The 24,891-nt window shown below is 66.7% G+C and carries 28 protein-coding genes; 9 read left to right on the forward strand and 19 right to left on the reverse strand.

All coding sequences use genetic code 11. From position 1 onward, the window contains the following. Positions 1-35: 35 nt before the first annotated feature. Positions 36-1,181: a thiolase family protein gene (locus G6N51_RS14810; RefSeq protein WP_083176153.1), complete on the reverse strand. Its 1,146-nt coding sequence runs from the start codon at positions 1,179-1,181 to the stop codon at positions 36-38. A gap of 17 nt (positions 1,182-1,198) precedes the next feature. Then, positions 1,199-1,615, reverse strand: coding sequence for a Zn-ribbon domain-containing OB-fold protein (locus tag G6N51_RS14815; RefSeq protein ID WP_083176151.1), 417 nt, complete (start codon positions 1,613-1,615; stop codon positions 1,199-1,201). Positions 1,616-1,759: 144 nt separating this feature from the next. Here G6N51_RS14815 and G6N51_RS14820 point away from each other — a divergent pair, with 144 nt between their 5' ends. Beyond that, positions 1,760-2,053, forward strand: coding sequence for a putative quinol monooxygenase (locus G6N51_RS14820; RefSeq protein WP_083176149.1), 294 nt, complete (start codon positions 1,760-1,762; stop codon positions 2,051-2,053). Between the two features lie 3 nt (positions 2,054-2,056). Here G6N51_RS14820 and G6N51_RS14825 read toward each other — a convergent pair whose 3' ends face one another. Continuing rightward, positions 2,057-3,046, reverse strand: a complete 990-nt coding sequence (locus G6N51_RS14825; RefSeq protein ID WP_083176147.1) for an LLM class F420-dependent oxidoreductase — start codon at positions 3,044-3,046, stop codon at positions 2,057-2,059. Positions 3,047-3,120: 74 nt separating this feature from the next. Between G6N51_RS14825 and G6N51_RS14830 the strand changes: the two genes are divergently transcribed. Genes G6N51_RS14830 through G6N51_RS14840 form a run of 3 tightly spaced genes read left to right on the forward strand, consistent with a single transcriptional unit; the run spans position 3,121 to position 5,874 of the window. Further along, positions 3,121-4,362: an FAD-dependent monooxygenase gene (locus G6N51_RS14830; RefSeq protein ID WP_083176145.1), complete on the forward strand. Its 1,242-nt coding sequence runs from the start codon at positions 3,121-3,123 to the stop codon at positions 4,360-4,362. Next, the gene (locus tag G6N51_RS14835) at positions 4,353-5,216 is read left to right on the forward strand and encodes an LLM class F420-dependent oxidoreductase (protein ID WP_083176143.1); all 864 of its coding nucleotides are present in this window, start codon (positions 4,353-4,355) and stop codon (positions 5,214-5,216) included. Before G6N51_RS14830 ends, G6N51_RS14835 begins: the two co-directional genes overlap by 10 nt. A 31-nt stretch (positions 5,217-5,247) precedes the next feature. Further along, on the forward strand, positions 5,248-5,874 hold the full coding sequence (locus G6N51_RS14840) for a class I SAM-dependent methyltransferase (protein ID WP_083176141.1): 627 nt from the start codon (positions 5,248-5,250) through the stop codon (positions 5,872-5,874). A 71-nt stretch (positions 5,875-5,945) separates the two neighbouring features. Here the strand turns inward: G6N51_RS14840 and G6N51_RS14845 are convergent, their stop codons facing one another. Next, positions 5,946-8,090, reverse strand: coding sequence for a 3-hydroxyacyl-CoA dehydrogenase NAD-binding domain-containing protein (locus tag G6N51_RS14845; RefSeq protein ID WP_083176139.1), 2,145 nt, complete (start codon positions 8,088-8,090; stop codon positions 5,946-5,948). 4 nt (positions 8,091-8,094) lie between these two features. Then, positions 8,095-9,306 carry an acetyl-CoA C-acetyltransferase gene (locus tag G6N51_RS14850; RefSeq protein WP_083176137.1) on the reverse strand — a complete coding sequence of 404 codons (1,212 nt, stop codon included), beginning with the start codon at positions 9,304-9,306 and terminating at the stop codon, positions 8,095-8,097. 172 nt (positions 9,307-9,478) lie between these two features. Between G6N51_RS14850 and G6N51_RS14855 the strand changes: the two genes are divergently transcribed. Next, positions 9,479-10,657 carry a pyridoxal phosphate-dependent aminotransferase gene (locus G6N51_RS14855; RefSeq protein ID WP_083176135.1) on the forward strand — a complete coding sequence of 393 codons (1,179 nt, stop codon included), beginning with the start codon at positions 9,479-9,481 and terminating at the stop codon, positions 10,655-10,657. A 9-nt stretch (positions 10,658-10,666) separates the two neighbouring features. On the opposite strand, the gene G6N51_RS14860 is transcribed toward G6N51_RS14855, so the two are convergent. The 4 genes from G6N51_RS14860 to G6N51_RS14875 form a co-directional block, all read right to left on the reverse strand. Further along, positions 10,667-11,116, reverse strand: coding sequence for an SRPBCC family protein (locus tag G6N51_RS14860; RefSeq protein WP_083176133.1), 450 nt, complete (start codon positions 11,114-11,116; stop codon positions 10,667-10,669). A 61-nt stretch (positions 11,117-11,177) separates the two neighbouring features. Beyond that, the gene (locus G6N51_RS14865) at positions 11,178-11,633 is read right to left on the reverse strand and encodes an SRPBCC family protein (RefSeq protein WP_083176131.1); all 456 of its coding nucleotides are present in this window, start codon (positions 11,631-11,633) and stop codon (positions 11,178-11,180) included. Positions 11,634-11,691: 58 nt separating this feature from the next. Further along, on the reverse strand, positions 11,692-12,825 hold the full coding sequence (locus G6N51_RS14870) for a CaiB/BaiF CoA transferase family protein (RefSeq protein ID WP_083176129.1): 1,134 nt from the start codon (positions 12,823-12,825) through the stop codon (positions 11,692-11,694). A 5-nt stretch (positions 12,826-12,830) separates the two neighbouring features. Then, positions 12,831-13,274 carry an SRPBCC family protein gene (locus G6N51_RS14875; protein ID WP_083176127.1) on the reverse strand — a complete coding sequence of 148 codons (444 nt, stop codon included), beginning with the start codon at positions 13,272-13,274 and terminating at the stop codon, positions 12,831-12,833. Between the two features lie 64 nt (positions 13,275-13,338). On the opposite strand from G6N51_RS14875, the gene G6N51_RS14880 reads away from it, so the two are divergent. Then, positions 13,339-15,024, forward strand: coding sequence for an alpha-keto acid decarboxylase family protein (locus G6N51_RS14880; protein ID WP_163750718.1), 1,686 nt, complete (start codon positions 13,339-13,341; stop codon positions 15,022-15,024). Positions 15,025-15,035: 11 nt separating this feature from the next. On the opposite strand, the gene G6N51_RS14885 is transcribed toward G6N51_RS14880, so the two are convergent. From G6N51_RS14885 to G6N51_RS14905, 5 genes are all read right to left on the reverse strand, one after another. Continuing rightward, positions 15,036-15,221, reverse strand: a complete 186-nt coding sequence (locus G6N51_RS14885) for a (2Fe-2S)-binding protein (protein WP_083168631.1) — start codon at positions 15,219-15,221, stop codon at positions 15,036-15,038. A 13-nt stretch (positions 15,222-15,234) separates the two neighbouring features. After that, positions 15,235-15,861 (reverse strand): fatty-acid--CoA ligase, encoded by a 627-nt coding sequence (locus G6N51_RS14890; protein WP_083168628.1) that lies wholly within the window; start codon positions 15,859-15,861, stop codon positions 15,235-15,237. Then, entirely contained in the window at positions 15,858-17,297 is a 1,440-nt protein-coding gene (locus G6N51_RS14895; protein ID WP_083168625.1) for a FadD3 family acyl-CoA ligase, read from the reverse strand. Before G6N51_RS14895 ends, G6N51_RS14890 begins: the two co-directional genes overlap by 4 nt. A gap of 12 nt (positions 17,298-17,309) precedes the next feature. Continuing rightward, positions 17,310-18,500 (reverse strand): amidohydrolase family protein, encoded by a 1,191-nt coding sequence (locus G6N51_RS14900; RefSeq protein ID WP_083168623.1) that lies wholly within the window; start codon positions 18,498-18,500, stop codon positions 17,310-17,312. 84 nt (positions 18,501-18,584) lie between these two features. After that, the gene (locus G6N51_RS14905; RefSeq protein ID WP_083168621.1) at positions 18,585-19,007 is read right to left on the reverse strand and encodes a lipoprotein LpqH; all 423 of its coding nucleotides are present in this window, start codon (positions 19,005-19,007) and stop codon (positions 18,585-18,587) included. A gap of 111 nt (positions 19,008-19,118) precedes the next feature. Between G6N51_RS14905 and G6N51_RS14910 the strand changes: the two genes are divergently transcribed. Both G6N51_RS14910 and G6N51_RS14915 read left to right on the forward strand, forming a co-directional pair. Next, positions 19,119-19,865, forward strand: coding sequence for an enoyl-CoA hydratase/isomerase family protein (locus G6N51_RS14910; protein ID WP_083168619.1), 747 nt, complete (start codon positions 19,119-19,121; stop codon positions 19,863-19,865). Beyond that, positions 19,862-20,284, forward strand: a complete 423-nt coding sequence (locus G6N51_RS14915; protein WP_083168616.1) for a hypothetical protein — start codon at positions 19,862-19,864, stop codon at positions 20,282-20,284. The genes G6N51_RS14910 and G6N51_RS14915 overlap by 4 nt, the downstream gene beginning before the upstream one ends. Here G6N51_RS14915 and G6N51_RS14920 read toward each other — a convergent pair. Beyond that, a complete protein-coding gene (locus tag G6N51_RS14920) occupies positions 20,200-20,901 on the reverse strand; it encodes a TetR/AcrR family transcriptional regulator (protein ID WP_083168613.1) in 702 nt (233 codons plus the stop codon). The genes G6N51_RS14915 and G6N51_RS14920 overlap by 85 nt on opposite strands. A gap of 185 nt (positions 20,902-21,086) precedes the next feature. Here G6N51_RS14920 and G6N51_RS14925 point away from each other — a divergent pair, with 185 nt between their 5' ends. Continuing rightward, a complete protein-coding gene (locus G6N51_RS14925) occupies positions 21,087-22,382 on the forward strand; it encodes a cytochrome P450 (protein ID WP_083168611.1) in 1,296 nt (431 codons plus the stop codon). Position 22,383: 1 nt separating this feature from the next. On the opposite strand, the gene G6N51_RS14930 is transcribed toward G6N51_RS14925, so the two are convergent. The 4 genes from G6N51_RS14930 to G6N51_RS14945 are packed head-to-tail and all read right to left on the reverse strand — an operon-like array spanning position 22,384 to position 24,831. Beyond that, positions 22,384-22,668 (reverse strand): cytochrome C oxidase subunit IV family protein, encoded by a 285-nt coding sequence (locus G6N51_RS14930; protein ID WP_174814387.1) that lies wholly within the window; start codon positions 22,666-22,668, stop codon positions 22,384-22,386. Further along, a complete protein-coding gene (locus G6N51_RS14935) occupies positions 22,668-23,246 on the reverse strand; it encodes a cytochrome c oxidase subunit 3 family protein (RefSeq protein WP_083168605.1) in 579 nt (192 codons plus the stop codon). The genes G6N51_RS14930 and G6N51_RS14935 overlap by 1 nt, the downstream gene beginning before the upstream one ends. Beyond that, positions 23,246-24,049: a hypothetical protein gene (locus tag G6N51_RS14940; protein ID WP_083168602.1), complete on the reverse strand. Its 804-nt coding sequence runs from the start codon at positions 24,047-24,049 to the stop codon at positions 23,246-23,248. Before G6N51_RS14940 ends, G6N51_RS14935 begins: the two co-directional genes overlap by 1 nt. Beyond that, complete coding sequence (locus tag G6N51_RS14945; protein ID WP_083168712.1) at positions 24,046-24,831, reverse strand: hypothetical protein; 786 nt, start codon at positions 24,829-24,831, stop codon at positions 24,046-24,048. Before G6N51_RS14945 ends, G6N51_RS14940 begins: the two co-directional genes overlap by 4 nt. Positions 24,832-24,891: the final 60 nt, after the last annotated feature.

Below are 24,891 nucleotides of genomic sequence, written 5' to 3' on the forward strand. Positions count from 1 at the left end.
AGCCCTATGCCCCGGGGTGGCGGCGCGGTGGCGAATTAAAGCGACAGCATGGTCGCCGAGGCGGTGCCCGGCGCGCCGTACACCTGAGCCAGGCCGACGCGCGGGTTGCCGGGCACCTGACGCTCGCCCGCCTCACCGCGCAACTGACGCACCAGTTCGTGCATCTGCCGCAGCCCCGACGCCCCGATCGGCTCGCCGTTGGCGATCAACCCGCCGTCGGTGTTGACCGGCATCGAGCCGTGAATCTCGGTCGCGCCGTCGGCCACCAACTTCTCCTGCTCGCCGTCGGCGCACAAGCCGGTCTCGGCCATGTGGATCACCTCGGCGCCGGCGTCGGTGTCCTGCAGTTGCGCGACATCGACGTCCTCGGGCCCGATGCCCGCTGCCTCGTAGGCGGCCCTGGCGGCGTACACCGTGGGTGAGGCGTCCTCGTCCAGCGGGGCCGACGTCGCATGCACCTCGTAGGCGCCGTACCGCCGGGTGCGGATCTCGCAGGCACGCACGTACACCGGCTTGTCGGTGAACTTGTGCGCCATGTCGGCGCGGCACATGATCACCGCCGCGGCGCCCTCGTCGGGGGCGCAGAACATGTACTGGGTCAGCGGGTAGTTCAGCACCGTCGAGTTGAGGATCTCGTCCTCGGGAATCGGCTTGCGCCGGAACGCGTTCGGGTTCAGCGCACCGTTGCGGAAGTTCTTGGCCGCCACCTTGGCCAGCGTCGCCTGCGAGATGTGGTGGTCGTGGAGGTACTTGTTGGCCTTCATGCCGAAGAACTTGGTGGTGACGAACTGCCCGTTCTCGCCGTACCAGCGCGGCAAGCCCAGACAGGACGGTTCGTCGGTGAAGGCACCGCGCGGATGCTTGTCCATGCCGATGGCGATGCCGAGGTCATACTTGCCCAGCCGGATGGTGTCGGCGGTCTGCTGGATCGCGCTGGCCGCGGTCGCGCAGGCGTTGAAGACGTTGGTAAAGGTGATGCCGGTCAGCCCGACGAGCCGCGTCACGGCGTCGGGGTTGGAGATCTCGTGGCTGCCGCCGAAACCGAACTGGATGTCTCTCCAGGACACGCCGGCGTCCTGCAGCGCGGACTGGACGGCCTCGGCGCCCATCTGCATGCACGTTTTGTCGAATCGGCCGAACGGGTGCAGGCCCACGCCGATGATGGCGACATCGTTGGTCATCGCTCTCTCCTTATGCCTTACGCGACCGGCCGGAACGCGAACGTCATGATTTCGGCGCCCTCTTCGTCAGTCGTGAGCGGCACCATGGTGAGCTCGACCTCCTGCCCGAATTGCAGCTTGGCAGGGTCGTTCTCGGTCAACCGGCCCTCGACCCGGATCACGTCGTCGAGCTGGACCAGCCCCACCCCGAACGGGACGAAGTCCTTGCCGGTCGGACCGGCGTAGGGCGCCCCGGGCGGAAAGCCCTGGGTGGTCCACGCGACCAGGGTTCCGCGGCGCGGGAGCAACACGTCGGTCATCTCACCGACACTGCACCGCGGGCACCACTGCTGCACCGGGAAGGTGGTGGCGCCGCAACTGCCGCATCGGCTGCCGATCAGCTGTGGGCTGTCATCGGGCCAGGTCGAGATCTCGGGGGCGAGTGCCTTTTGCATCGGGGATCCTCCAGAAGCGTCCACGGGCCGCCAACAGAATGTTGCTCACTGAACCGTATAACAGCTTTCCGAAAAGTGGAAACCGCATTCTCATCCGTGGCACCGCGGCCGGTAGGCACCTCACGGAGCGATATCTTGGGCGGCATGCCAGTCACGGTGATACTCGAATTGAAGTTCAAGCCCGACGAGGTGTCGCAGGCGCGCGACGTCATGGGCCGGGCGTTGCGAGACACCCGGGCGTTCGCCGGCAACCTCGGCACCGACGTGCTCGTCGACGAGGACGACGAGGCCCACTGGCTGATCTATGAACTGTGGGACACGGTCGAGCACGACGAGGCCTATCGCGCGTTTCGTGCCGGCGAGGGCAAGCTGACCGAATTGCCGCCGCTGCTGGCCGAGCCGCCCGTCAAGAAGAGGTACACCACCTCCGACATCTGACGGCTAGCCGAGGGCCGGAATGACCTCGCGCTCGAACAGCTCGATGCCGGAGCGGTCGTACGCGGCCTCGGGGAAATAGCAGATGGCGTATTCGCACCCCAGGTCGCGGAGCTTGGCGATCCGTTCGATCACCTGCTCCGGTGTGCCCGTCGCCGAATCGGGGCCGCTGCCGGCGGCGAGCATCGCATCGGCGGCCGCCTCGGGCACGTAGCGGACCACGCGGTCGCGGACGCGCCGTAGCCGGTCCTTGACGTCGGCGTCCGAGGTTCCGACGACGGCGTTGAAGTTGGCCGACCGCACGATGGCATCGAAGTCGGTGCCCAGCTGCCGGCAGTGCTGCGCAAGCACTTCCGACTTGTGGGCAAAGGCTTCGGGTTCCGGCGTGAAGTTGGTGTAGTGCGCGTATTTCGCGGCGATGCGCAGGGTAACTTTTTCACCGCCGCCGGCGATCCACAACGGTATACCGTTGTCCTGCAGCGGCTTCGGGGCAACGATAGCCCCGTCGACCTGGTAGTGCTTGCCATCGAAGCTGACCTTGCCGTCGCGCCAGGCGGCCCGCATGATTTGCACGCCCTCGTCTAGCCGGCCCAGCCGCACGCCGGCCGACGGGAAACCGTAACCGTAAGCGCGCCACTCGTGTTCGTACCACCCGCCGCCGATGCCCATCTGGATCCGGCCACCGGAGACGATGTCGGCGGTCGCCGCGACCTTGGCCAGGTATACCGGATTCCGGTAGCTCATCGCGGTGCACATCTGGCCGAGTTTGATCCGCGAGGTGACCGCCCCGTAGGCGGCCATCAGCGACCACGCCTCGTGGGTGGCTTCGCCCGTCGGCATCGGGACGGTGTGGAAATGGTCGTAGACCCACAGCGAGTCCCACGCGCCGTTGTCGGCATAGACGGCCAGGTCGCGCATCACCGCCCAGTGCTTCTTCGGCTCGATGTCGACCAGATCCATTCGCCAGCCTTGCGGGATGAAGAGACCGAAGCGCATAGCGGGACTCTAGCCCGATCGGTCGGGCAGACCCCCGCTAGGCTTACCCATCGTCAAGCAAGCGGGAGGTCGCCGTGCGGGTCCTCGTCTCCGGCGCCAGCATCGCCGGCCCGGTGCTGGCCTACTGGCTGAGCCGTCGCGGCTTCGACGTCACCGTCGTCGAGCGGGCGCCCACACTGCGCAAGACCGGCGGCCACGCCGTCGACCTGTTCCGCCCCGCCATGGAGATTTCGGCGAGCATGGGCGTCCTGCCCCAGATCGAGGCGCTCGCCACCGGAACGAACCACATGATCATGCATCGGGAGGGCCGGGCGCGGCCCTTCGAGATCGACCTCACCAAGATCTACGCCGCCACGTCGGACCGGCATGTGGAGATCATGCGCGACGACCTCAGCGAGATCTACTACGCCGCCGGCCGCGACGACGTCGAGTACCTGTTCGGCGACTCGATCACCGCGATCGAACACGACGGCGAGGTGACGTTCGAGCATGGCCCCGCCCGGCGGTTCGACGTCATCGTCGGCGCCGACGGGCTGCACTCCAACGTCCGGCAGCTGACCTTCGGCGCGGAAGCCGACCTCACGCGGTTCCTCGGCGGCTATCTGGCGGTGGTGTCGGCGCCCAAGGCGCTCGCCAGCCGCGGCGAGATGACCTGCCACGTCGGTGTGGGCCGCCTCGCGGGCATCTACACCGCCGAACACCTGGACGACGCGCGCGCGGTCTTCCTGTTCCGCGCCAAGCACGAACTCGATTATGACCATCGGGATGCGTTGCAGCAGAAGGATATTCTGCGCGAATCGTTCGCGAACATGCACGAGCAGGTGGACGGTTGGCTCGGCGAGATCGACGACACGCCCGCGTTCTACTTCGATTCGATCAGCCAGCTGCGGCTGGACAGATGGTCGCGGCGGCGGGTCACCCTGGTCGGTGACGCGGGATACTGCCCCGGGCCCGCGGTGGGCGGCAGCACCAGCCTTGCGGTGCTCGGCGCCTACGTGCTGGCCGGCGAGCTCGCCGGGGCCGACGGCGACCTCCTGCGCGCGTTCGCGGCCTACGAACTGCAGATGCGCGAACCGGTGCACCGCAGCCGGGCCTTCGCACGCGGGGCCGCCAGGGGCATCATTCCCGGCTCGCGTCTTGGGGTGTGGGCGTTGACCCGTGGCGCCCAGCTAGTCTCGCTGCTGCCCGGCTCGCTGTCCCGGGCAGCGGCGAAACTCAACACGAAGGGCGTGCGCATGCACGACTCGATGCCGGTGCCCGACTACGGCGCCACCGACCCCCACGCCGACGAAGGGAGCTACCGCCGATGGAACTAACCGGTGTGGGAATCTGGAGCAGTCAACTGCGCTACGGCGATCCGTCCGAATCCGCCGACGCGGCAGCGGAATTGGACGAACTTGGTTTTCCCGCCCTGTGGATACCCGACGTCGGCGGTCCGGTGTTCGACGCGGTCGGTACCCTGCTGGCCGCGACCAAACGGACCGTGATCGCCACCGGGATCCTCAACCTGTGGATGCATGCGCCGGCCGATGTCGCCGACTCCTATGCGACGTTGACCGCCGAGCACGGGGACCGCTTCCTGCTGGGCATCGGCGTCAGCCACGCACCGTTGATCGACGCCGGCCAACCCGGGCGATACCGCAAACCGCTGGCGGCGACGGCGGCATTCCTGGACGGGCTGGATGCCGCCCCGCGGCCCGTACCCGCCGAGAGCCGCGTACTGGCCGCGCTCGGGCCGAAGATGCTGGCCCTGGCCGCGACCCGGTCCCGCGGGGCGCACCCGTACCTGGTCACGCCCGACCACACCGCCGCCGCCCGTGCGGCTTTGGGTGACGGCCCCCTGCTGCTCCCGGAGCAGACGGTGATCCTGACCGACAGCGCCGACGAGGCGCGGCGCATCGGAACCGACTGGCTGCGCGCGTATTTGGCGTTACCCAACTACGCCAACAACCTGCTGCGCAGCGGGTTCTCCGAGGAGGACGTGGCGCAGGTGAGCGATCGGCTCTTCGACGCCATCATCGCGTGGGGCGACGAAGAGGCGATCATGCGCAGGGTCGCCGAGCATCATTCGGCCGGCGCCGACCACGTGTGCGTCCAGGTGCTGCTGGCCGACCCGAAGGCCTTCCCGCGCGAGCAATGGCGCCGCATCGCCGCCGCCACGCAGGGATGACCCGCCGCCTCGCTCGCGCTTAGGGTGGGGTATGGCTTCCAAGCAGACGCTGTTTCGGATCTTCTACCGCATCGGCTTCACGCCGTGGGACGGCCATCCGCTCGCACAAAATTTGCGAGACCTGGTCGAGGGCACCAATGACACGCCCCCACTGCCCGCGGGTTCGGCCCTGGATCTCGGGTGTGGCACCGGGGACTCGTCGATCTACCTCGCACAGCACGGCTGGAAAGTCACCGGCGTCGACTTCGTCCCGAAGGCACTCGACAAGGCCCGGGCCAAGGCCGCCAATCTGCCGGTCAACTTCGTCGGCGCCGACGTCACGCGGTTGAGTCAGACCGGGATCGGCACGGGGTTCCACCTGATCGTCGACAACGGCTGCCTGCACAACATGAGCGACACGGATCGCGAGGCGTACGTCCGGGAGGTCAGCACGGTGGCCGCGCCCGACGCACGGCTGTTCATCGTCGCGTTCCGTCCCGGCGGGAGGTTCGGCGTGGCGGGTGTCGAGCCCGCCGAGATGGAATCGCGGTTCTCAGCCGCATGGGCGCTGCTGTCCGCCGGTGACGAGGGGGACCTCGACGAAGCGCGGCTGAGCCGGGGAAATGCGCGCGAACAGACCCCTGCGCGTTACTACCTCTTCCAGCGCCGCGATACGTAACCGGTCGCGACGACACGCGACGCAAAAGCCCCCGAAGACAAGCGCTTCGGGGGCCTTCGCGATTACAGAACCTACGTCAGCGAGGCCGGCGGCAGGAAACGGTCGCCGTACTTGGCGGCCAGCTCGCGGGCCCGGGCCACGAAGGCCTCCTTGCCCGTACCGCCCGCACCGGAGTAGCCGACGATGAACTGCGCGCTGCCACCGGTGTACGGGGGAAAGCCGATGCCCATGATCGACCCGATGTTGGCGTCGGCGGTCGACGTCAACACGCCCTCGTCGAGGCACTTCTGGGTTTCGAGCGCCTCCGCGAACAGCATCCGGTCGATCATGTCCTGCAGCGGGGGCTGCGACGAACCCGACTTGAACGTCTCCCGCAGCCCCGGCCACAGCCCGGCGCGCTTGCCGTCGACGTACTCGTAGAAGCCCGCGCCCTTCAACCGCGACGGCCGGCCGATCTCGATCATCTTGTCGACGACGGCCTCGGCCGGGTGCGGCTCGTAGGTGCCGCCGGCGTCCTCGACACCCTTGCGGGTGGCGGCCGCGATCTTGTGCATCAGCTCGAGGTTGAGCTCGTCGGACAGCTGCAGCGGCGGCGCCGGGTAGCCGGCCTGCGAGCCGGCGTGCTCGATGCTGGCGGGCTCGACGCCCTCGCCCAGCATCGCCAGGGCCTCGTTGACGAAGGTGCCGATGACGCGGCTGGTGAAGAAGCCGCGGCTGTCGTTGACCACGATCGGGGTCTTGCCGATGGCCAGCGTGTAGTCGAACACGCGGGCCAGCGCCTCGTCGGAAGTCTTCTCGCCCTTGATGATTTCGACCAGCGGCATCTTATCCACCGGTGAGAAGAAGTGGATCCCGATGAAGTCCTCCTGGCGCTTGACGCCGGTCGCCAGACCGGTGATCGGCAGCGTCGAGGTGTTGGACCCGAGCAGCGCGTTCGGCTCGACGATGTCCTCGATCTCCTGGAACACCTTGTGCTTGAGTTCCTGGTTCTCGAACACCGCCTCGATCACGAAGTCGACGCCCTTGAAGTCGGCCGGGTCGGCGGTCGGCGTGATGCGGTCCAGCAGCGCCTTGCTCTTCTCCTCGGTGGTCTTGCCCCGCTGAAGCGCCTTGGCCTCAAGCTTTTCCGAGTAGTTCTTGCCCTTTTCGGCGGCCTCGATGCTGACGTCCTTGAGCACCACGTCGAAGCCGGCCTTGGCGGACACGTAGGCGATACCGGCACCCATCATGCCGGCACCCAGCACGCCGATCTTGTTGATCTTGACCGGTTCGATGCCCTCGGGGCGGGAGCCGCCGCCGTTGATGTGCTGCAGATCGAAGAAGAACGCCTGGATCATGTTCTTGGCGACCTGACCGGTGACCAGCTGGGTGAAGTAGCGGCTCTCGATGCGGGTGGCGGTGTCGAAGTCCACCTGCGCGCCCTCGACGGCCGCGTCCAGGATGGCCCGCGGCGCCGGCATCGGCGCGCCCTTGAGCTGCTTCTTCAGCAACGCCGGGAACGACGGCAGGATGCCGGCCAGCGCCGGGCTGGACGGGGTGCCGCCAGGCATCTTGTAGCCCTTGACATCCCACGGCTGCGTGTGCGCGTCGGGATTGGCCTTGATCCACGCCTTGGCGGCCGGCACCAGTTCCTCGACCGAGCCGACGAGTTCGTCGACCAAGCCCATCTCCTTGGCCTTGTCCGGCTTGAACCGGGTGCCCTGCGACAGGATGTTCATGAACGCGTTTTGGATGCCGAACATCCGCACGGTGCGGGTCACCCCGCCGCCGCCGGGCAGCAGGCCCAGCGTCACCTCGGGCAGACCCACGACGAGGCCCTTGACGTCCGCGGCGATGCGGTGGTGACAGGCCAGCGCGATCTCCAGGCCGCCGCCGAGCGCGGCGCCGTTGATGGCGGCCACCACCGGCTTGCCCAGGGTCTCCAATGTCCGCAGGTCGCGCTTGATGTCCTCGACCTCGGTGAAGACGTCCCCGGCGTTCTCCGGGCCGGCGGTGATCATGCTCTTCAGGTCGCCGCCGGCGAAGAACGTCTTCTTCGCGCTCGTGATCACCACACCGGTGACCGAATCCTTCTCCGCGACAAGCCGTTCGACCGCCTTGTGCATCGATTCCTTGTAGTGCTCGTTCATCACGTTCGCCGACCCGGTGGGGTCGTCGAGCGTCAGCGTGACGATGCCGTCGGCATCCTTGTCCCACGCGATGGTGTTCTCTGCCATGGTCTTAAACCCTCTCGATGATGGTGGCGACACCCATGCCGCCGCCGATGCACAGCGTGATCAGCGCGCGGCGCGCGTTGCGGCGCTCGAGCTCGTCGACCATGGTGCCGGTGATCATGGCGCCGGTGGCGCCCAGCGGGTGGCCCATCGCGATGGCGCCACCGTTGACGTTCAGCTTCTCGTCGGGGATGTTGAGGTCCTTCTGGAACTTCAGCACCACCGACGCGAACGCCTCGTTCAGCTCGAACAAATCGATGTCGTCGACGGTCAGCCCCGCGCGGTCGAGGACCTTCCGGGTGGCCGGGGTCGGGCCGGTCAGCATGATGACCGGGTCGGCGCCACTGGTCGCGGTGGCCACGATGCGCGCGCGGGGGGTCAGGCCCTGCGACGCGCCCGCCTTCTCCGAGCCGACCAGCACGAGCGCCGCCCCGTCCACGATGCCCGAGCTGTTACCGCCGGTGTGGACATGGTTGATCTTCTCGACGTAGTGGTACTTCTGCAGCGCCACGTCGTCGAAGCCGCCCATTTCGCCGATGCCGTCGAACGCGGTCTTCAGCTTGGCCAGACCCTCCATCGTGGTGTCGGGCCGCATGTGCTCGTCGTGGTCGAGGATGACCAGACCGTTCTGGTCGCGCACCGGCACCACCGACTTGGCGAAGTAGCCGCCCGACCAGGCCTCGGCGGCCTTCTGCTGGCTGCGCAGCGCGTAGGCGTCGACGTCCTCGCGGGAGAAGCCCTCGATGGTGGCGATCAGGTCGGCGCCGATGCCCTGTGGCACGAAGCCGATCCGGTAGTTGGTCTCGGGGTCGGTCGCCCAGGCGCCGCCGTCGGAGCCCATCGGGACGCGGCTCATCGACTCGACGCCGCCGGCCAGCACCAGGTCGTCCCAGCCGGAGCGCACCTTCTGCGCGGCGGTGTTGACAGCCTCGAGGCCCGAGGCGCAGAACCGGTTGAGCTGAAAACCACCGGTGGTCTCGGGCAGCCCCGCCACCAGCGCCGCCGTCCGGGCGATGTCGCCGCCCTGGTCACCGACGGGCGAGACGCACCCCAGGATCAGGTCGCTGATCATGGTCTCGTCGAGGTCGGGGTTGCGCCGGCGCAGCTCGTCGACCAGCCCGACGACCAGGTTCACCGGCTTGACCTCGTTCAGCGAGCCGTTCTTCTGCTTGCCCCGTGGGGTGCGGATGGCTTCGTATATGAAGGCTTCTTCGGACATGTCGAGTTCCTCTTCGCGAGTGGGTTTCGGATCCGTATCAAAGGTAGGTCCAGATACCGCACCCTAACAAAGTGCCCGGCCAACCTGTTGGTTGGGCCGATCCCCACGACTCCAGCTCGCCGAGCCGGAACCCCGGCCTGCCCGAGCATGACGGCACCCTAAGCTCGCCAGCATGACGGTGTCGCGACTGCGTCCGTACGCGACGACGGTGTTCGCCGAGATGTCGGCGCTGGCCGCGCGGGTCGGCGCGGTCAACCTCGGTCAGGGGTTCCCGGACGAGGACGGGCCCGCGGCGATGCTGAAGGCCGCCCAGGACGCCATCGCCGAGGGGAACAACCAGTACCCGCCGGGCATCGGCGTCGCGTCGCTACGGCATGCCATCGCCGCCCAGCGGAAGCGGCACTTCGGCATCGAATACGACCCCGACACCGAGGTGCTGGTAACGGTCGGGGCGACCGAGGCCATTGCATCCGCGGTGCTCGGCCTGGTCGAGCCCGGCTCCGAGGTGCTGCTCATCGAGCCGTTCTACGACTCGTACTCGCCGGTGGTGGCGATGGCGGGCGCGCACCGGGTGGCCGTGCCCCTGGTCCCGCACGGCCGCGGGTTCGCCCTGGACGCCGACGCCCTGCGCCGGGCGGTGACGCCCCGCACCCGCGCGCTCATCGTCAACTCACCGCACAACCCGACCGGCACGGTGCTCGGCGCGGCCGAGCTGACGGCCATCGCCGACGTCGCGGTCGCCGCCGACCTGCTGGTGATCACCGACGAGGTGTACGAGCACCTGGTGTTCGATGACCATCGGCATCTGCCCCTGGCCGGCTTCGACGGCATGGCCGAGCGGACGATCACGATCTCCAGTGCGGCCAAAATGTTCAACTGCACCGGATGGAAGATCGGGTGGGCTTGCGGCCCAGCACAACTCATCGCCGGGGTGCGTGCGGCAAAGCAGTATCTGAGCTACGTCGGCGGCGCGCCGTTCCAGCCCGCGGTGGCCCTCGCCCTCGATACCGAGGACGCGTGGGTGGCCGAGCTGCGCCGCTCGCTGGGGGCCCGCCGCGATCGGCTGGCCGCCGGGCTGTCGGAGGTCGGCTTCGAGGTGCACGACAGCGCCGGCACGTATTTCCTGTGCGCCGACCCGCGTCCGCTGGGCTACGACGACAGCGCCGCGTTCTGTGCGGCCCTACCGGAAAAGGCGGGGGTGGCGGCCATTCCGCTGTCGCCCTTCTGCGACCCGGCCGCCCCTCATGCCCCGGCGCAGGCCGAGGTGTGGAATCACTTGGTGCGCTTCACGTTCTGCAAACGCGAGGACACCCTCGACGAGGCGATCAGGAGGCTGGCCGCGCTCCGGTGACCGGCCGGCTCACCCGACCGGGCCCAAGCCCTCGGTCACCCGCTTACGCAGACCCTCGAGCGCGGACTGAAGGATCTTCTTGCGGGCCCGGTTCACCCAGAACTCCGGCAGCGGGGCCTTTGGTTCGACCGTGATGGTGAAGCGCACCAGGGTCTTGTCATCGCTCACCCGGCTCAGGTTGTACTCCCCGTGCTGGCCGTGTTGCTGGGCGGTCTTGGCCGCGTCCCACACCATCCAGTCCGGGCCCCAGTGGTATTCGAGCAGTTCGGTGTCATGGATGCCCGTCACCGCGATGGTGACCTTCACGTGGTGGGGTCGCCCGTCGGGGTGCTTGTCGACGACCTCCAGCCGCTTGTGCACCGACGACCAGGTGGGTACGGCGTCCATATCGGCCAACGCCTCCATGATCACTTCCGGAGGCGCGTCAATCACAATTTCCGACGATGCTTGAACGGCCACTGCTAATAAGTTAGCAACCGCTCAGCCACTGACGAAGCAGAAAAAGATAGGGACTGGGGGACTATTCCGCGTCGGCCGAACCGTTGACGCGCTTTACCAATTCGCACAGCCCCTTTACCGCCGAGTCGAGGACGCTCTCGCTGGCCCGCCGGACGATGAACGCGGGCATGGGCCGGCCGGGCTCGACCGTGACATCGAAGCGCACTCGGGTCTTGTCGATGCCCTCGGCTTTGAGGTTGTACTCCACGTGCTGACCGTGCTGCTGGGACGTCCCTTTGGCGTCGTACACGACCCAATCGGGACCCCAGTGATATTCCAGGATCTCCTTGTCGACCAGACCCAGAATCTTGATCGTGGTGGCGACGTGGTGGGGTCGACCGTCGGGATAACGATCGATCACTTCGATGTGTTTGTGCAGTGGTGACCACGAGGACAGGACGCCGACATCTGTCAGCGCCTCCATGACCACTTCTGGCGGCGCGTCGACGACAAATTCACGTGATGCTTTTACGGCCACTGGTTTCAACCTAGCAATGCCGGCCGGCCCGTGGCATAGCTTCGCCGTAACAGGCGGACTACCAGTCGATTTCGGCGAGGGGTGTGGTGGCCGCCGGCGGCCGTCCAACCGGTGTGGCCGGGGTGCGCGAGAAGCGGGGGCCGGGTGCGGCCTGGTCGGCGCCGTGGGCGGTGATCACGGTGGAGCGGGCCCTCAGGTGCTCGTCGGCGGCCGCTTCGTTCCACGTCAACACCGGAGTGACGCACGCATCGGTGCCGGCGAAAACGGTCGTCCACTCCGCACGGGTCCGGCTGGCGAACCGTTTGGCGAAGACGTCGTGCATCTGCGGGTAGGACCCGGAGTCGAGCTGCGCGGGCACCTCGTCGGGGGACAGGCCGAGCCCGCCGAGCAATGCCGCGAAGAATTGCGGCTCGATGGCGCCGACGGCCATGTATTTGCCGTCGGCGGTTTCATAGCAGCGGTAGAACGGGGCGCCCCCGTCGAGCAGAAACGATTCACGCCGGTCGCGCAGCGCGCCGGTCGACTTCATGGTCCACATCATCTGCGCGAGAAGGCTGACGCCGTCCACCATCGCGGCGTCGATGACCTGCCCCCGGCCCGAACGTTCCCGCTCGTACAGCGCGACGGCGATGCCGAGCAGCACGAGCATCGAACCGCCGCCGAAGTCGGCGACCAGGTTCAGCGGCGGCATCGGGGGCCGGTCGGCGTAGCCCAGCGCGGACAGCGCGCCGGTCCGCGACAGGTAGTTGATGTCATGGCCCGCCGTCTGGGCCAGCGGCCCGTCCTGTCCCCAGCCGGTGATCCGCGCGAAGATCAGCCGCGGATTGACCGCCTCGCATTCGTCGGGGCCGATACCGAGTCGTTCACAGGTGCCGGGCCGAAAACAATCCAACAGCACGTCGGCTTTGGCGGCGAGATCGAGCAGCGCCCGCGGCTGCGCCTTGACGTCGAGGTCGACGATCCGCTTCCCGCGATGCAGCAGATCACGGTCCTCGGCCGGCATCGTCAACCCGCCCGCTCGGTGGCGACCCGCTGCGCCCGGCTCCGCCGCGCTTGCGATCGCCACGCCAGGGCGCCGCACCCGCACCACGTCGGCGCCCAAATCGGCGAGCATCATCCCGGCGTGCGGCCCCGGTCCGATCCCGCCGAGCTCGATCACCTTCACCCCGGCCAGGGGCCCGCCGTCGACCACCGCGACTAGTTGCCCTTCTTCACTTTCAGCACCCGCTCGCGCAGCGCCTTGGTCGCGGAATCGATCGTGCCCTTCACGGCGCGCTTCAGGACAAAACCGGGCAGCGGCACATTCGGGTCCGCGAGCAGCTCGAACTTGACCAGGGTCGCCTCCCCCTGCGGTACCAGGGTGTACTTGCCGTCCTGCGCCTTCTGCTGTGATGAACTCACCAGCTTCCAGCTCACCGAGTCGTCTGCCCAGGTGTAGGCCACCACCTGTTCGTCGGTGATGCCGGCCACCTTCACTTTCATCTTCACTTGGCTGGGCCGCCCGTCGTCCCCCGTCGAGAGGATCTCCGCGCTCTGATGCGGTTCGGACCACTCGGGCATCGCTTCGAAATCGGCGATGACGTCCAGAATCTCCTTCGGACTGGCTTCGATGACGATGTCACGGGATTCTTTGAGTGCCATGGCCCGCACGATACTGAAACGGCGTCCGGCCCGGGACTGATTCGGCCGAGGTACCGTCGTGCTTGTGACTGACGCCGCCAGCCAGCCCGTCTACACCGTCGGTGACTACCTGTTGGACCGCCTCGCCGAGCTCGGGGTCACCGAGATCTTCGGCGTTCCGGGTGACTACAACCTGGAATTCCTGGACCACATCGTCGCCCACCCCAGCATCCGCTGGGTGGGCAACGCCAACGAGCTGAACGCCGGCTACGCCGCCGACGGATATGGCCGCCTGCGCGGAATGTCAGCCGTGGTAACAACTTTCGGCGTGGGCGAGCTGTCGGCGGCCAACGCCATCGCGGGCAGCTATGCCGAGCAGGTACCCGTGGTGCACATCGTCGGCGGACCCTCGAAAGACGCGCAGGGCACCCGGCGCGCGCTGCATCACTCGCTGGGCGACGGAGACTTCGAGCACTTCTTCCGGATCAGCCGCGAGATCACCTGCGCGCAAGCCAACCTCATGCCCGCGACCGCCCGTCGGGAGATCGACCGGGTCCTGTCCGAGGTGCGCGAACAGAAGCGACCCGGATACATCCTGCTGTCCACCGATGTGGCCCGCTTCCCCACCGAACCTCCCGGCGACCCACTGCCCCGCTACACCGGCGGCACCAGCCCGCGCGCGCTGTCACTGTTCGTCGAGGCCGCCTCAGAGCTCATCGGCGACCATCAGCTGACGGTGCTGGCCGACCTCCTGGTGCACCGGCTGCAGGTGGTCAAGGAACTCGAGGCGCTGCTGACCGCCGACGTGGTGCCCTACGCGACGCTGATGTGGGGCAAGAGCCTGCTCGACGAAAGCTCGCCCCACTACCTGGGCATCTACGCCGGGTCGGCCAGCGCCCCCGCGGTGCGTGCCGCCATCGAACAGGCGCCGGTGCTGGTGACCGCCGGCGTGGTGTTCACCGACATGGTGAGCGGCTTCTTCAGCCAGCGGATCGACCCGGCGCGGACCATCGATGTCGGGCAGTACCAAAGCTGCGTGGCCGGCGAGGTCTTCGCGCCGCTGGAAATGGGCGCCGCGCTGGAGGCGCTGGCCGCCATCCTGACCCGGCGTCCGATCACGTCACCGGCGGTGGTGCCGCCGCCCGCCGACCCCCTGCCCCCGCCCCCGCCACACGACCAACCGCTGACGCAAGAGATGTTGTGGGACCGCCTGTGCACAGCCCTCACCCCGGGCAACGTGGTCCTCGCCGACCAGGGCACCTCCTTCTACGGGATGGCCGACCACCGCTTGCCCCAGGACGTCACCTTCATCGGCCAACCCCTCTGGGGCTCAATCGGTTACACGCTGCCTGCGGCGTTGGGGGCCGGGGTGGCGCATCCGGACCGCCGAACCGTGTTGCTCATCGGCGACGGCGCAGCGCAGCTGACCATCCAAGAGCTCGGCAACTTCTCACGGGAAGGCCTGTCCCCGGTCATCGTGGTGGTAAACAACGACGGCTACACCGTCGAGCGGGCGATCCATGGCGAGACGGCGCCCTACAACGACATCGTGAATTGGCGGTGGACGGACGTCCCCCGCGCGCTGGGGGTCGCCGACCACCTGGCGTTCCGGGTACAGACCTACGGTGAGCTCGATGACGCCCTGACCGCCGCCGCGCAGCACCGGGACCGCATGGTGCTCGTCGAGGTCGTCTTGCCTCGGCTCGAAATCCCGCCGCTGCTGGTCGAACTCGTCCAGCCGATGTCGCCGGACGGCAGCGTTCGCCGGTAAGGCCGCCCGCATCAGCATTGCGTGGGCGCGCCGTTCGGTCCCGCCGATCGCAGTATCGCCTGGACGGTGCGCCGGCAGCGACCGCAGTCGGCGCCCGCGCCGCAGGCCTGGGCGACATCCCGGGTCGTGCACGCCCCGGCCTCGACCGCCTCGGTCACCGTTTGACTGGTGACCCCGTTGCACAGGCACACGAACATTCCAGGTGGCCGCTCAGTCCGCCTCGATGCGCATCATGTTGGTGAATCGGCCGACGAACACCGGCGGATAGGGCCCCACCCCGGCGCCGGACATCCACTCGGCCGCGGCGTCGGGATGCTCGATCCATCGTCGCGCGCTCTCCTCGTCGGCCAACTCCGACATGATCAGCACCTCGTGCTCATCGTCGAAGGCCTGGAAGATCCAGGTCTTGCGGATGCCGGCCGCGACGAATCTGTCTGTGGCCGAGGCGACTTCGGCGGCCAGCGCCGACACATCGTGGACCGAGGCGATGGTGGCGACGACGACGCCCGGCGCGTCCGGGGGCGCGTTGGGGGCGGGGACGAATCTGTCGACGATCTCACCGGCGAAGACCGCCGGGATGTCGTCGACGCCGGCCGCGTCGAACCAGTCGAAGAAGACCCGCGAGCGCAGCAGCTCCACGATCGGCTCGCGGCTGTGGACGCCGATCATCACCAGCACGCGGCCGTAGTCATGCGTCGAGGTGTAGACCAGCACGTGATGGGCGCCGATGTCGGAAAGGGCCGCCTTCCTGCGCTCGAGCAGCGGCCATACCCGGCTGGGATCCGGAACGCGATAGTCCGACGCGATCACCATCGAATGAATATCGCCGTCACTCAACGGAGTTGATCCTTCATCACTTTCCCGGTGGCATTCAGCGGCAGCTCGTCGAGGAACTGGATGGACCTCGGCGCTTTGAAACCAGCCATCCGCTCTCGGCACCATATCAGCAGGTCACTTTCGGCCACCGGGGTTTTCGTCACCACGAAGGCCTTGCCCACCTGACCGAGCCGGTCATCGGGGACCCCGATGACGGCGGCTTGGGCCACCGCCGGATGCTCCAGCAGGTAGCCTTCGATCTCCGCCGGGTAGGCGTTGAACCCGCCCACGATGAACATGTCCTTCTTGCGCCCGTCGATGCGCAGCCGGCCCGCCGCATCGAGGCGGCCCAGATCGCCGGTGTGCAGCCAGCTGTCGGTGTCGATCGCCGCGGCGGTGCCCTCCGGGTCGTCGAGATACCCCTGCATGACGCCGTAGCCGCGGACCAGCACCTCGCCGTCGTCGGCGATGCGTACCTCGACCCCGTCACACGGCAGGCCCGCCGTGGTGGCGACGTCCTCGAACGAATCCCCGGGCCGGGACAGGGTGACGTTGCCGGCCTCGGTGAGCCCGTATCCGGTCATCAGCGTCTGGAAGGGCAACTCGCCGTGTATGCGGCGGACGAGTTCGACCGGGATGTCGGCGGCTCCGGTCACGCCCGCCCGCAACGTCGCGAGCTTGGCTTTGTCGCCGACCGTCAGCAACGAGTGATACAGGGTCGGAGGGCCCGGCAACATCGTGATGCGTTCGCATTCAATGAGATTGACCACCGTGTCGACGTCGAACACCGCCACCGGCAGCATCGTCGCGCCGCGCAGAAACGACGTGACGAGCCCGGCTTTCAGGCCGAACGTGTGAAAGTACGGGTTGATCTGCAGGTAGCGGTCGCCCTCGCGCAGGTCCGCGAGCGTCGCCCACTCCTCGTACATCCGCAGCGTCTGGCGATGGTTCATCATCGCGCCCTTCGGGCGGCCGGTCGTGCCCGAGGTGAAGATGACGTCGGCGATGTCGGCTCCGCTCACCGTGCGCTCGAGCGGTGAGCCGCCGGAGAGGAAGTCGGATTTGACATCGATGACCGGTATCCCGGCGGGCGCGGTGTAGTCCTGGCCCAGGAAGCCCTTCTGTACCAGGACGGCCTTCGCGCGGCTGCGGGTGATGATGTCGCCCGCTTCGTCGGTCTTGAACCTCGTGTTGATCGGAACCAGGACGCCGCCCGCGGTGAGCAGCCCGAAGGCCGCGATGATCCACTCCGCCGAGTTGGGCGCCCAGATCGCGACGCGGTCGCCCTTACCCACCCCGAGGTCGGCGAACGCGCCTGCGGCGCAGCGGATTTTCTCGACCACCTCACTAAAGGTGAGGCGCAGCGGACCGTCGACGACCGCTTCCGCGTCCCCGAAGCGGTCCGCCGCGCTCAAGACCATCGCGGGGATGGTGTCCCACGGTGGGGCAGGCGTCATCTGGCTCGGGCGTTACACCGTCACGAGTCGGCCGAGGTTGCCGCCCATGATCTTGGCCTGGTCGTCGATAGGCAGATGCGACAGCGCGTTGATGTAGTAGGTCGGCTCCGCGAGCCCCTCCGGGTGCGGCCAGTCCGAGCCGTACAGCACCTGGTCCACGCCGACGAGGTTGATCAGATCGTCGATGCCCTCTTCGAAGAACGGGCTGACGTAGATCCGGTTCTTGACCATTTCGACGGGGTCGCTCGGGAAAGCTTCGGGGGCCTTCCGGAAGACCTCGGCCAGGCCGTCCAGCAGCGGCGTCATCCACTTCGATCCGGCCTCGACGATCGCCACCTTCAGCTTGGGGTGGCGGTACAGCGCGCCGTGGATCACCCACGAGCCCACCGCGTCCTGGATCGGCCGCCACTCGTTGAGGATGCCCATCGCGTTGGTCTGGAACGGCAGCATTTCCTGGTCCGCGCCATCCCACTCGGAGGTGTACCGGGAGTAGCCGCTGTCGCTGGAGTGCATGCCGACCAGCAGGTCGTACTCGACGACCCGCTCCCAGAACGGGTCGAACTCGGGCAGCGCGAACGACCGCGGCCCACGGAAGCCTGGGACCGGTGCCGGACGGATCAGGATGCACCGCGCCCCGCGCTTGACCACCCACTCGAGCTCCTCGATCGCCTTCTCGACGATCGGCAGGGTGATGACCGGCGTGGTGAAGATGCGGTTCTGGTAGTTGAAGCCCCAGACCTCGTCGAGCCACTGGTTCAGCGCGTGGATCAGGACGTGGATGGCGACCGGGTCGTCGCGCAACCGCTCCTCGATCAGGCTGGCCAGCGTCGGGAACATCAGGGTGCGGTCCAGGCCCAGCTCGTTCATCTTCTCCAGGCGCGGGCCGGGCTCGAAGAACGCCGGGATGGCGCGCATCGGCTCGCCGAACAACTCGCGCTTGCTCTTGCCCTCCGGATTGCCGTACTTGAAGTACTCCTCCCAGGCGCCCGGCCGGGCGACGACCTCGAAGGTCGGGTTGGGGATGTAGTTGCTGATCACACCACGGAGCGCGATCTTGGTGCGCCCGTTGATCTGCACGTACTGGACGAAGTCCTTGTACTCCTTGGGCAGGAACTTTGTCAGCGCCTCCGGCGGCTCGTACAGATGGTTATCGGCGTCAAAGAGCGGGAACGGGACGTCCTCACGATGCGACAACTGGCCCATGAAATCCTCCTTCGCGAATTATGAGAATACTATTCTCTCCGGGCGCCGAACCGCAACGGGCCCCCGGCATCGTCCGGGTAGCGGTCAGCAGGCGACGGTGATTTTGAAGGTGGCGGTGTCCGGTTCGTTGGGCTTGTCGGACTTATAGCCATGCGCGGTGCCGGTGATGGTGAACCGGTCGCCGTTCAGCCTCGCGTCGGCGTCGCCCTCTCCGCCCCGCGAGTACATGCCGGTGAAGCCGCTCACATTCCGGAGGTGGACCGACTCCGCGCTGACGGGCTCCGCGTGCTCGTCCACGACGATGCTGGCTCCGGCGAAATCACCGCCTATGTCGATCGTCCGGGTCCATTGCCTTTGTCCGCATTTGACGACGTTGAACTTCGTTTCATTGCCATTGACCGTCACGGAGGCGGTGCTGGACAGCCGGCTAGGCGGCTGCGGGGTGCACGCCCCGACGACGGTGACGGCGAGCGCCGCAGCGACCGCGGCCGCGATTCGATCCCGCACGGGTGCCCCTGTCTTCGCTGACGGATAGCGCTTCGGCCTGCAGCGACGATGTTATTCTCGCACTTCAGACAATGCCAATATCGTCTGTTCTCGTCCAAGGAGCGATGCCGCATGGTGGACCTGGAGATCGACGACGGGCTGGCGGTGCTGACCATCGATCGCCCTCACGCGCGCAACGCCATCGCGCTGGACACCATGCAGCAGCTGGAGAAGGCACTCGACGCGGCGGCGGGCGCCAAGACCCTCGTGATCAAGGGCGCGGGTGATCGGGCCTTCGTATCCGGCGGTGACCTCAAGGAGCTGCGCGCGCTGCGGACGGAAGAGGACGCCGCGGCGATGGCCAAGCGGATGCGGGCGATCTGCGATCAGCTTGCCGGCTTCCCCGCTCCGGTGATCGCCGCGCTGAACGGTCACGCCTTCGGCGGTGGCGCCGAGGTCGCCGTCGCCGCCGACATCAGGCTGGCCGCCGACGACGTCAAGATCGCCTTCAACCAGGTCGAGCTGGAAATCATGCCGGCCTGGGGCGGTGCCGAACGGCTGGCCGAGCTCGTCGGGAAAAGCCGGGCGCTGTTGCTGGCCGGCACCGGTACCGCCCTCACCGCGGACGAGGCCGAGCGAATCGGCTTGGTGGACCGGGTGTTGCCACGCGCCTCGTTCGACGAGGGATGGCAATCCATCGCGAGGTCGCTGGCTCGCCACCCGGCGACCGAGATAAAGCGGGTAATCAGCGGAGTTTCGGCGGACGAAGCGATAGCATCCTTTGCGCGGCTGTGGGTTGCCGACGCGCACTGGCGGGCCGCTGAGCGGGTGATGAACCGCACCATGAGTGCGCGACGGGCGGCCGGAGGAGCGAGATGACGGGCAGGCTGGCGGGCGCAGCGACATTGTCGGTGCTGCTGATGGGTGCCAGCGGTTTACTCGTGAGCGCCGGCCACGCCCAGGCGGACCCGGTCATGCATCACGTCAAGTACACCGTTACCGCGAACAACCCGATCTACACCGACATCTATTACCTGGACCATCAGCCGGAGAAATTCTCCGATTACAGCCACAACCCCTACTCGTTCACACCGCACGTCGATGTCGACCTCGGCCCCGGCACGCCGTGGAGCTTCGACCTGGACATGTCGAACCCCGACGATTACGCGATGGTCGTCGCGAGCACGGGCACAGAGCCCGGCACGCCGGGGCTTCACTGCGATCTGGCGGTCGACGGAGCCGTGGTCGTGTCCAAGGACGGCCCCAAGGGCGTGCTCTGTTCGCTGCGGAACTGGTGAACAACCCAGGTCTGCGGTACACCATCGATGGGCTGCGGCTCGCCTTCCAGGCGACGCAGGTGATCTTCCACTAATTGCACGGTTTCGGCGTGACCGCTGGACATGCCGATCGCCCGCTCGAGGACCAAAAATCTCGACAAGCTCGACATCAGCACGGTAACCACGACCGGCGGCATCTCTTCTGTGGCGACCCCATACCGCTGCAGGGCAGTCGTCACCGCTTGCCGTTCCTCTTCGCGCAAACGCTCTGCGTAATAAGCGATTTCGGCTCGTAGTTCCTTGCGGTGGTTGGCCAGCGCCATGAATTCCATCGAAATGCGCGTGAACGCGGGATCGGTACCGAATCGCCACAGCGCCCACAGCGGCTGCGGCGACTTCATCAACTGCGCGTGCACCGCGAGAGCTTCTTCACCGCGGCGGCGGAAGACCTCCAGGAACAGCTCCTCCATGGTGCGGAAGTAGTAGTGCACGAGTTGAGGCTTCAGCCCGGCCTTGTTCGCCAGGCGGCGCGACGTGACGGCGGCATAGCCCTCGTCGAGCATCAGCTGCTCGGCCGCGTCGAGCAACAGACCGCGATTCTTCGCGTCCGGCGCCCCGATCCTGCGGACCGATGTCATACCGCTACTCCGTCCCTCCCGATCGCCTGCCGACCAGGGGAATCGTATCGCGGCACGGCGTTGTGACCTTGACCACGACATTACCGTCGTGCTAAGCAGGTGCTCAGCAGATCTTGGAATTGGGGGGCGGTAACGCATGCCGCCGAACCCCGCCGGTAAACCCAGCCCAGGGAGACGCACATCCGATGAGTAACTACGAGTCGATCGACTTCTTCACCGATCCGTCTCTGGTCCCCGATCCCCACCCCTACTTCGACTACCTGCGTAGTCAGAATCCGGTGCTGCGTCTGCCCCATTACGGCGTCGTCGCCGTCACCGGTTACGACGAGGCCTGTGAGGTCTACAAGGCCCCGGAGACGTTCTCCAACATCGTCGCCCTCGGCGGGCCGTTTCCCCCGTTGCCCTTCCAGCCCGAAGGCGACGACATCAGTGCCCAGATCGAAGAGCACCGCAGCTTTTTCCCGATGCACGAGCACATGGTCACCATGGATCCGCCGGACCACACCAAGGCGCGATCGGTGCTGGCGAAGCTGCTGACGCCGAGCCGGCTGAAGCAGAACGAGGAATTCATGTGGCGCCTCGCCGACCGTCAGCTCGACGAGTTCCTGCGATACGGAGAGTGCGAATTCATCGCCGAGTACTCAAAACCGTTCGCCACCTTGGTGATCGCCGATCTGCTGGGCGTGCCCGAAGAGGACCACAAGGAGTTCCGCAAGGTCTTGGGCGCCGACCGCCCCGAGGCGCGGGTGGGCGCGCTGGACCACGAGTCGGTCGGCATCAATCCGCTGGAGTGGCTCGACGAGAAGTTCTGCACGTACATCGAGGATCGGCGACGCGAGCCGCGCAATGACGTCCTGACGTCGCTGGCGTCGGCGAAATACCCCGACGGTTCGACGCCGCCGGTCATCGAGGTCGTCCGTTCGGCGACGTTCCTGTTCGCCGCCGGCCAGGAGACCACGGCCAAGCTGCTCAGTGCGGCGCTGCAGGTACTTGGCGACCGGCCGGACATCCAGCGGGAGCTGCGCGAGGACCGCAGCCTGATTCCCGGGTTCATCGAGGAATCGCTGCGGATGGAGAGTCCCGTCAAGAGCGATTCACGGCTGGCCGTCAAGAAGACCACCATCGGTGGGGTCGAGATCCCCGCCGGCACCGTCGTGATGGTGCTGCCGGGCGCGGCGAATCGTGACCCGCGCCGCTTCGAGAATCCGCACGAATTCGACTTGCACCGACGCAACGTGCGCGAGCACATGGCCTTCGCCCGCGGCGTGCATTCCTGCCCCGGTGGCCCGCTGGCCCGCGTCGAGGGCCGGGTCTCGATCGAGCGGCTGCTGGACCGGATGTCGCACATCGAGATCAACGAAACCCACCATGGGCCGAGCGCCGATCGTCGCTACACCTACGAGCCGACGTACATCCTGCGCGGCCTGAGCGAACTGCACCTGAGGTTCACGACCGCAGACGCGATCGCCGTCGCGGGCTGAATCAAAGGTTCATGCCGACGAAGTAGCAGCCGAGCAGGGCGGCGGCCATGACGACCACCCACGCGTCGGTCAGCCGGCACAACAGGACCGGAGCGTTCCGGACCTCCATGAACTCGCGAAAAATGATGCGCACCTTGACAAGTGCGATCACGATGACGCCCGACGTGACCGCCGCACTGGATCGCGGCGATCCACCGGCGGAATGGTCTATCCACAGGTAGGCCAGCGTCAGCGACGCCAGGATCAGCCATACCGCCGGCAACCGCCTGTTGAACTTGATTCCGATCACCTCACCACGTAGAGCAGCGCGAAGATGAGCACCCATAGGAAATCAACGGTGTGCCAATAGGTCGCACACGTTTCGACGAGTTCCTGCGAACGGCGGGCCGGACTGCGCAGTTGGTAGACGACGACGCCGAGCGCGACGAAGCCGATCAGCAGGTGCACGAAATGGATGCCGGTGAGAAAGAAGTAATAGGTGAAGAAGTCATTGCTGTCCAACCCGTCTCCCATGCCGACCAAGCGGACCCACTCGAACACCTTGAAGAACAGGAACATTGCGGCGAATGCGGCCGTGACGAACACGTCGCGCAGCGCCGCACGGTAGGCGCCGGCACGGGCAGACTGGACACACTGCGCCACCGACCAGGAGCTCAGCAGCAGGACAAGGGTGTTGAAGACCCCGATGCGCAGGTCCAGCTGTGCCTGCGAGTGCAGGAAAAGCTCGGGGTCACGAGCGCGGGAGAACAGGTAGAAGCCGAAATATGCGGTGAAGACCAGCGTCTCGAACAACACGAAGGCCCACATGTCGGGCTGGCCGGGCACGAACCTGGTCCGTTGATCCTTTTCCGCGACGCCGGTCATCACGCAGCCTCCTCCTTTCGCGGCAGATCGGGCAGCCGCCCGGTACCGAAGTCTTCGCGGCGGATCATGCGAAACAGCATGACGATGAAAGTGACTTGGTAGATCCCGAATACGACCATGTCCAGCCACCAGGCGATTTCACCATCCCACGCGAACACGCCACGCCGGAAGATCCAGCAGGGCGCCACCACCACTTCGGTCAGCGCGTTGCACAGGTTCAGATAGCCGAACCACTTGGGGAACACGCGGTTCTCGTCGAGCAGGATCGCAACCATCCAGATCAGCGAGCCGATGAGGAACACCCCCATCGTGCCGTCGAAAGACAAGAAGGCGAAGTCGTAAAGCCAACCGATCGCTTCGAGGTCGCGCTCGGGTCGCAGCGTGCCGACGATCAGCGCGATATTGAGCAGCAGCATGCCCGGAACCGCACTGAGCGAATAGATGAGCAGATACGAATATGCGAAGGCGCGGCTGACCGACATGCGCCGCATCGAGTACGCGATCAAGGCGTTGTTGACCGCGATCATGCCGCTGATGGTGAAGATGATGCCGAAGCCAACAGGTATCCCGAGATGGCGTTCGGTGAACCAGTGCAGCTGCGTGGCGAGGTCCCAGCTGGGCTCCGGCGGGGGCTGGACTTGCGCCACGATGAAGAACATCGGAAAGAAGATGTTGTAGAACAACATCAGCGTCCCCCATGCGAACCATAGCTCACGTTTGGGGTCGTGCCTTACGTGCCAGCGGATTCGCCGATGCAGAGCTTCCGGGGGAGGGGGCGGCGGCGATGTGATCACCGCACTCATGCGTTGACCGCTTCGTCTGGCTGCCCGTGGTTCTCGGCGCGCTCGCGATAAACGGCCCGCCCCAACGCGACGCCCATCACGACGATCCAGACGGCGATCGCAACGTTCTTCACCCAGAACGACAGGAAGCCGTCCCATGCCAGCGGTCCGGTCAACGAGACGCCGACGAACGCCGCGGGCACCAGAGCGGTGGCCACGAGAACATTGAAGTAGGCCACCCAGCGGCCGAACACCGGGCGAGGCTGATCATCGAAATAGATTGCCAGGGCGAGGATCATGCTTTGCCCGATCAGAAACGGCACCAGGATCGTGAAGGTGATCCAGCCGAAATCGTTGAGCAGCTGGGTCAGCGCCGGACTCCGCTCCGGACGGAAGGCGGCCAGCAACCAGCAGACGTTGGCGATGAGAAACAGGGTCGGGCCGCCGGCCGCGCAACCCAGCATCGCGTAGGAAAAGATCGGCGTTCGATGTGCCATCCTGCGGATCTGCAGCACGATCAAAGCCAGAATCGGGACCAGGCACACGCCGAACCAGTTGAACAGGATCATGCTGTACCGGACCTCGGGAATGTGCGCCGGATCGCGGTAAAACGCGGCGACCTGTTCCGCCGGCATCGTCGGAGACATCGGCGGGTTGAAACCCGGGAAGAGGAAGAACGAGGCGATCCAAATGATCAGGGCGACGGGCAGACTCCACAGCAGGATCAGCTCACCGTCGGTCCGACGCAGCGGCGCCCGCGCCACCCCCCGAGCTTGCGTCACGCCACCATCGACGTCGGACATCAGCACCCCTCCCCTACCAGGTCGGCTACCCACAGGCGGCTAGTCAGCGAAGCTAGCCGA

Source organism: Mycobacterium paraseoulense (assembly GCF_010731655.1).
Lineage (GTDB): Bacteria > Actinomycetota > Actinomycetes > Mycobacteriales > Mycobacteriaceae > Mycobacterium > Mycobacterium paraseoulense.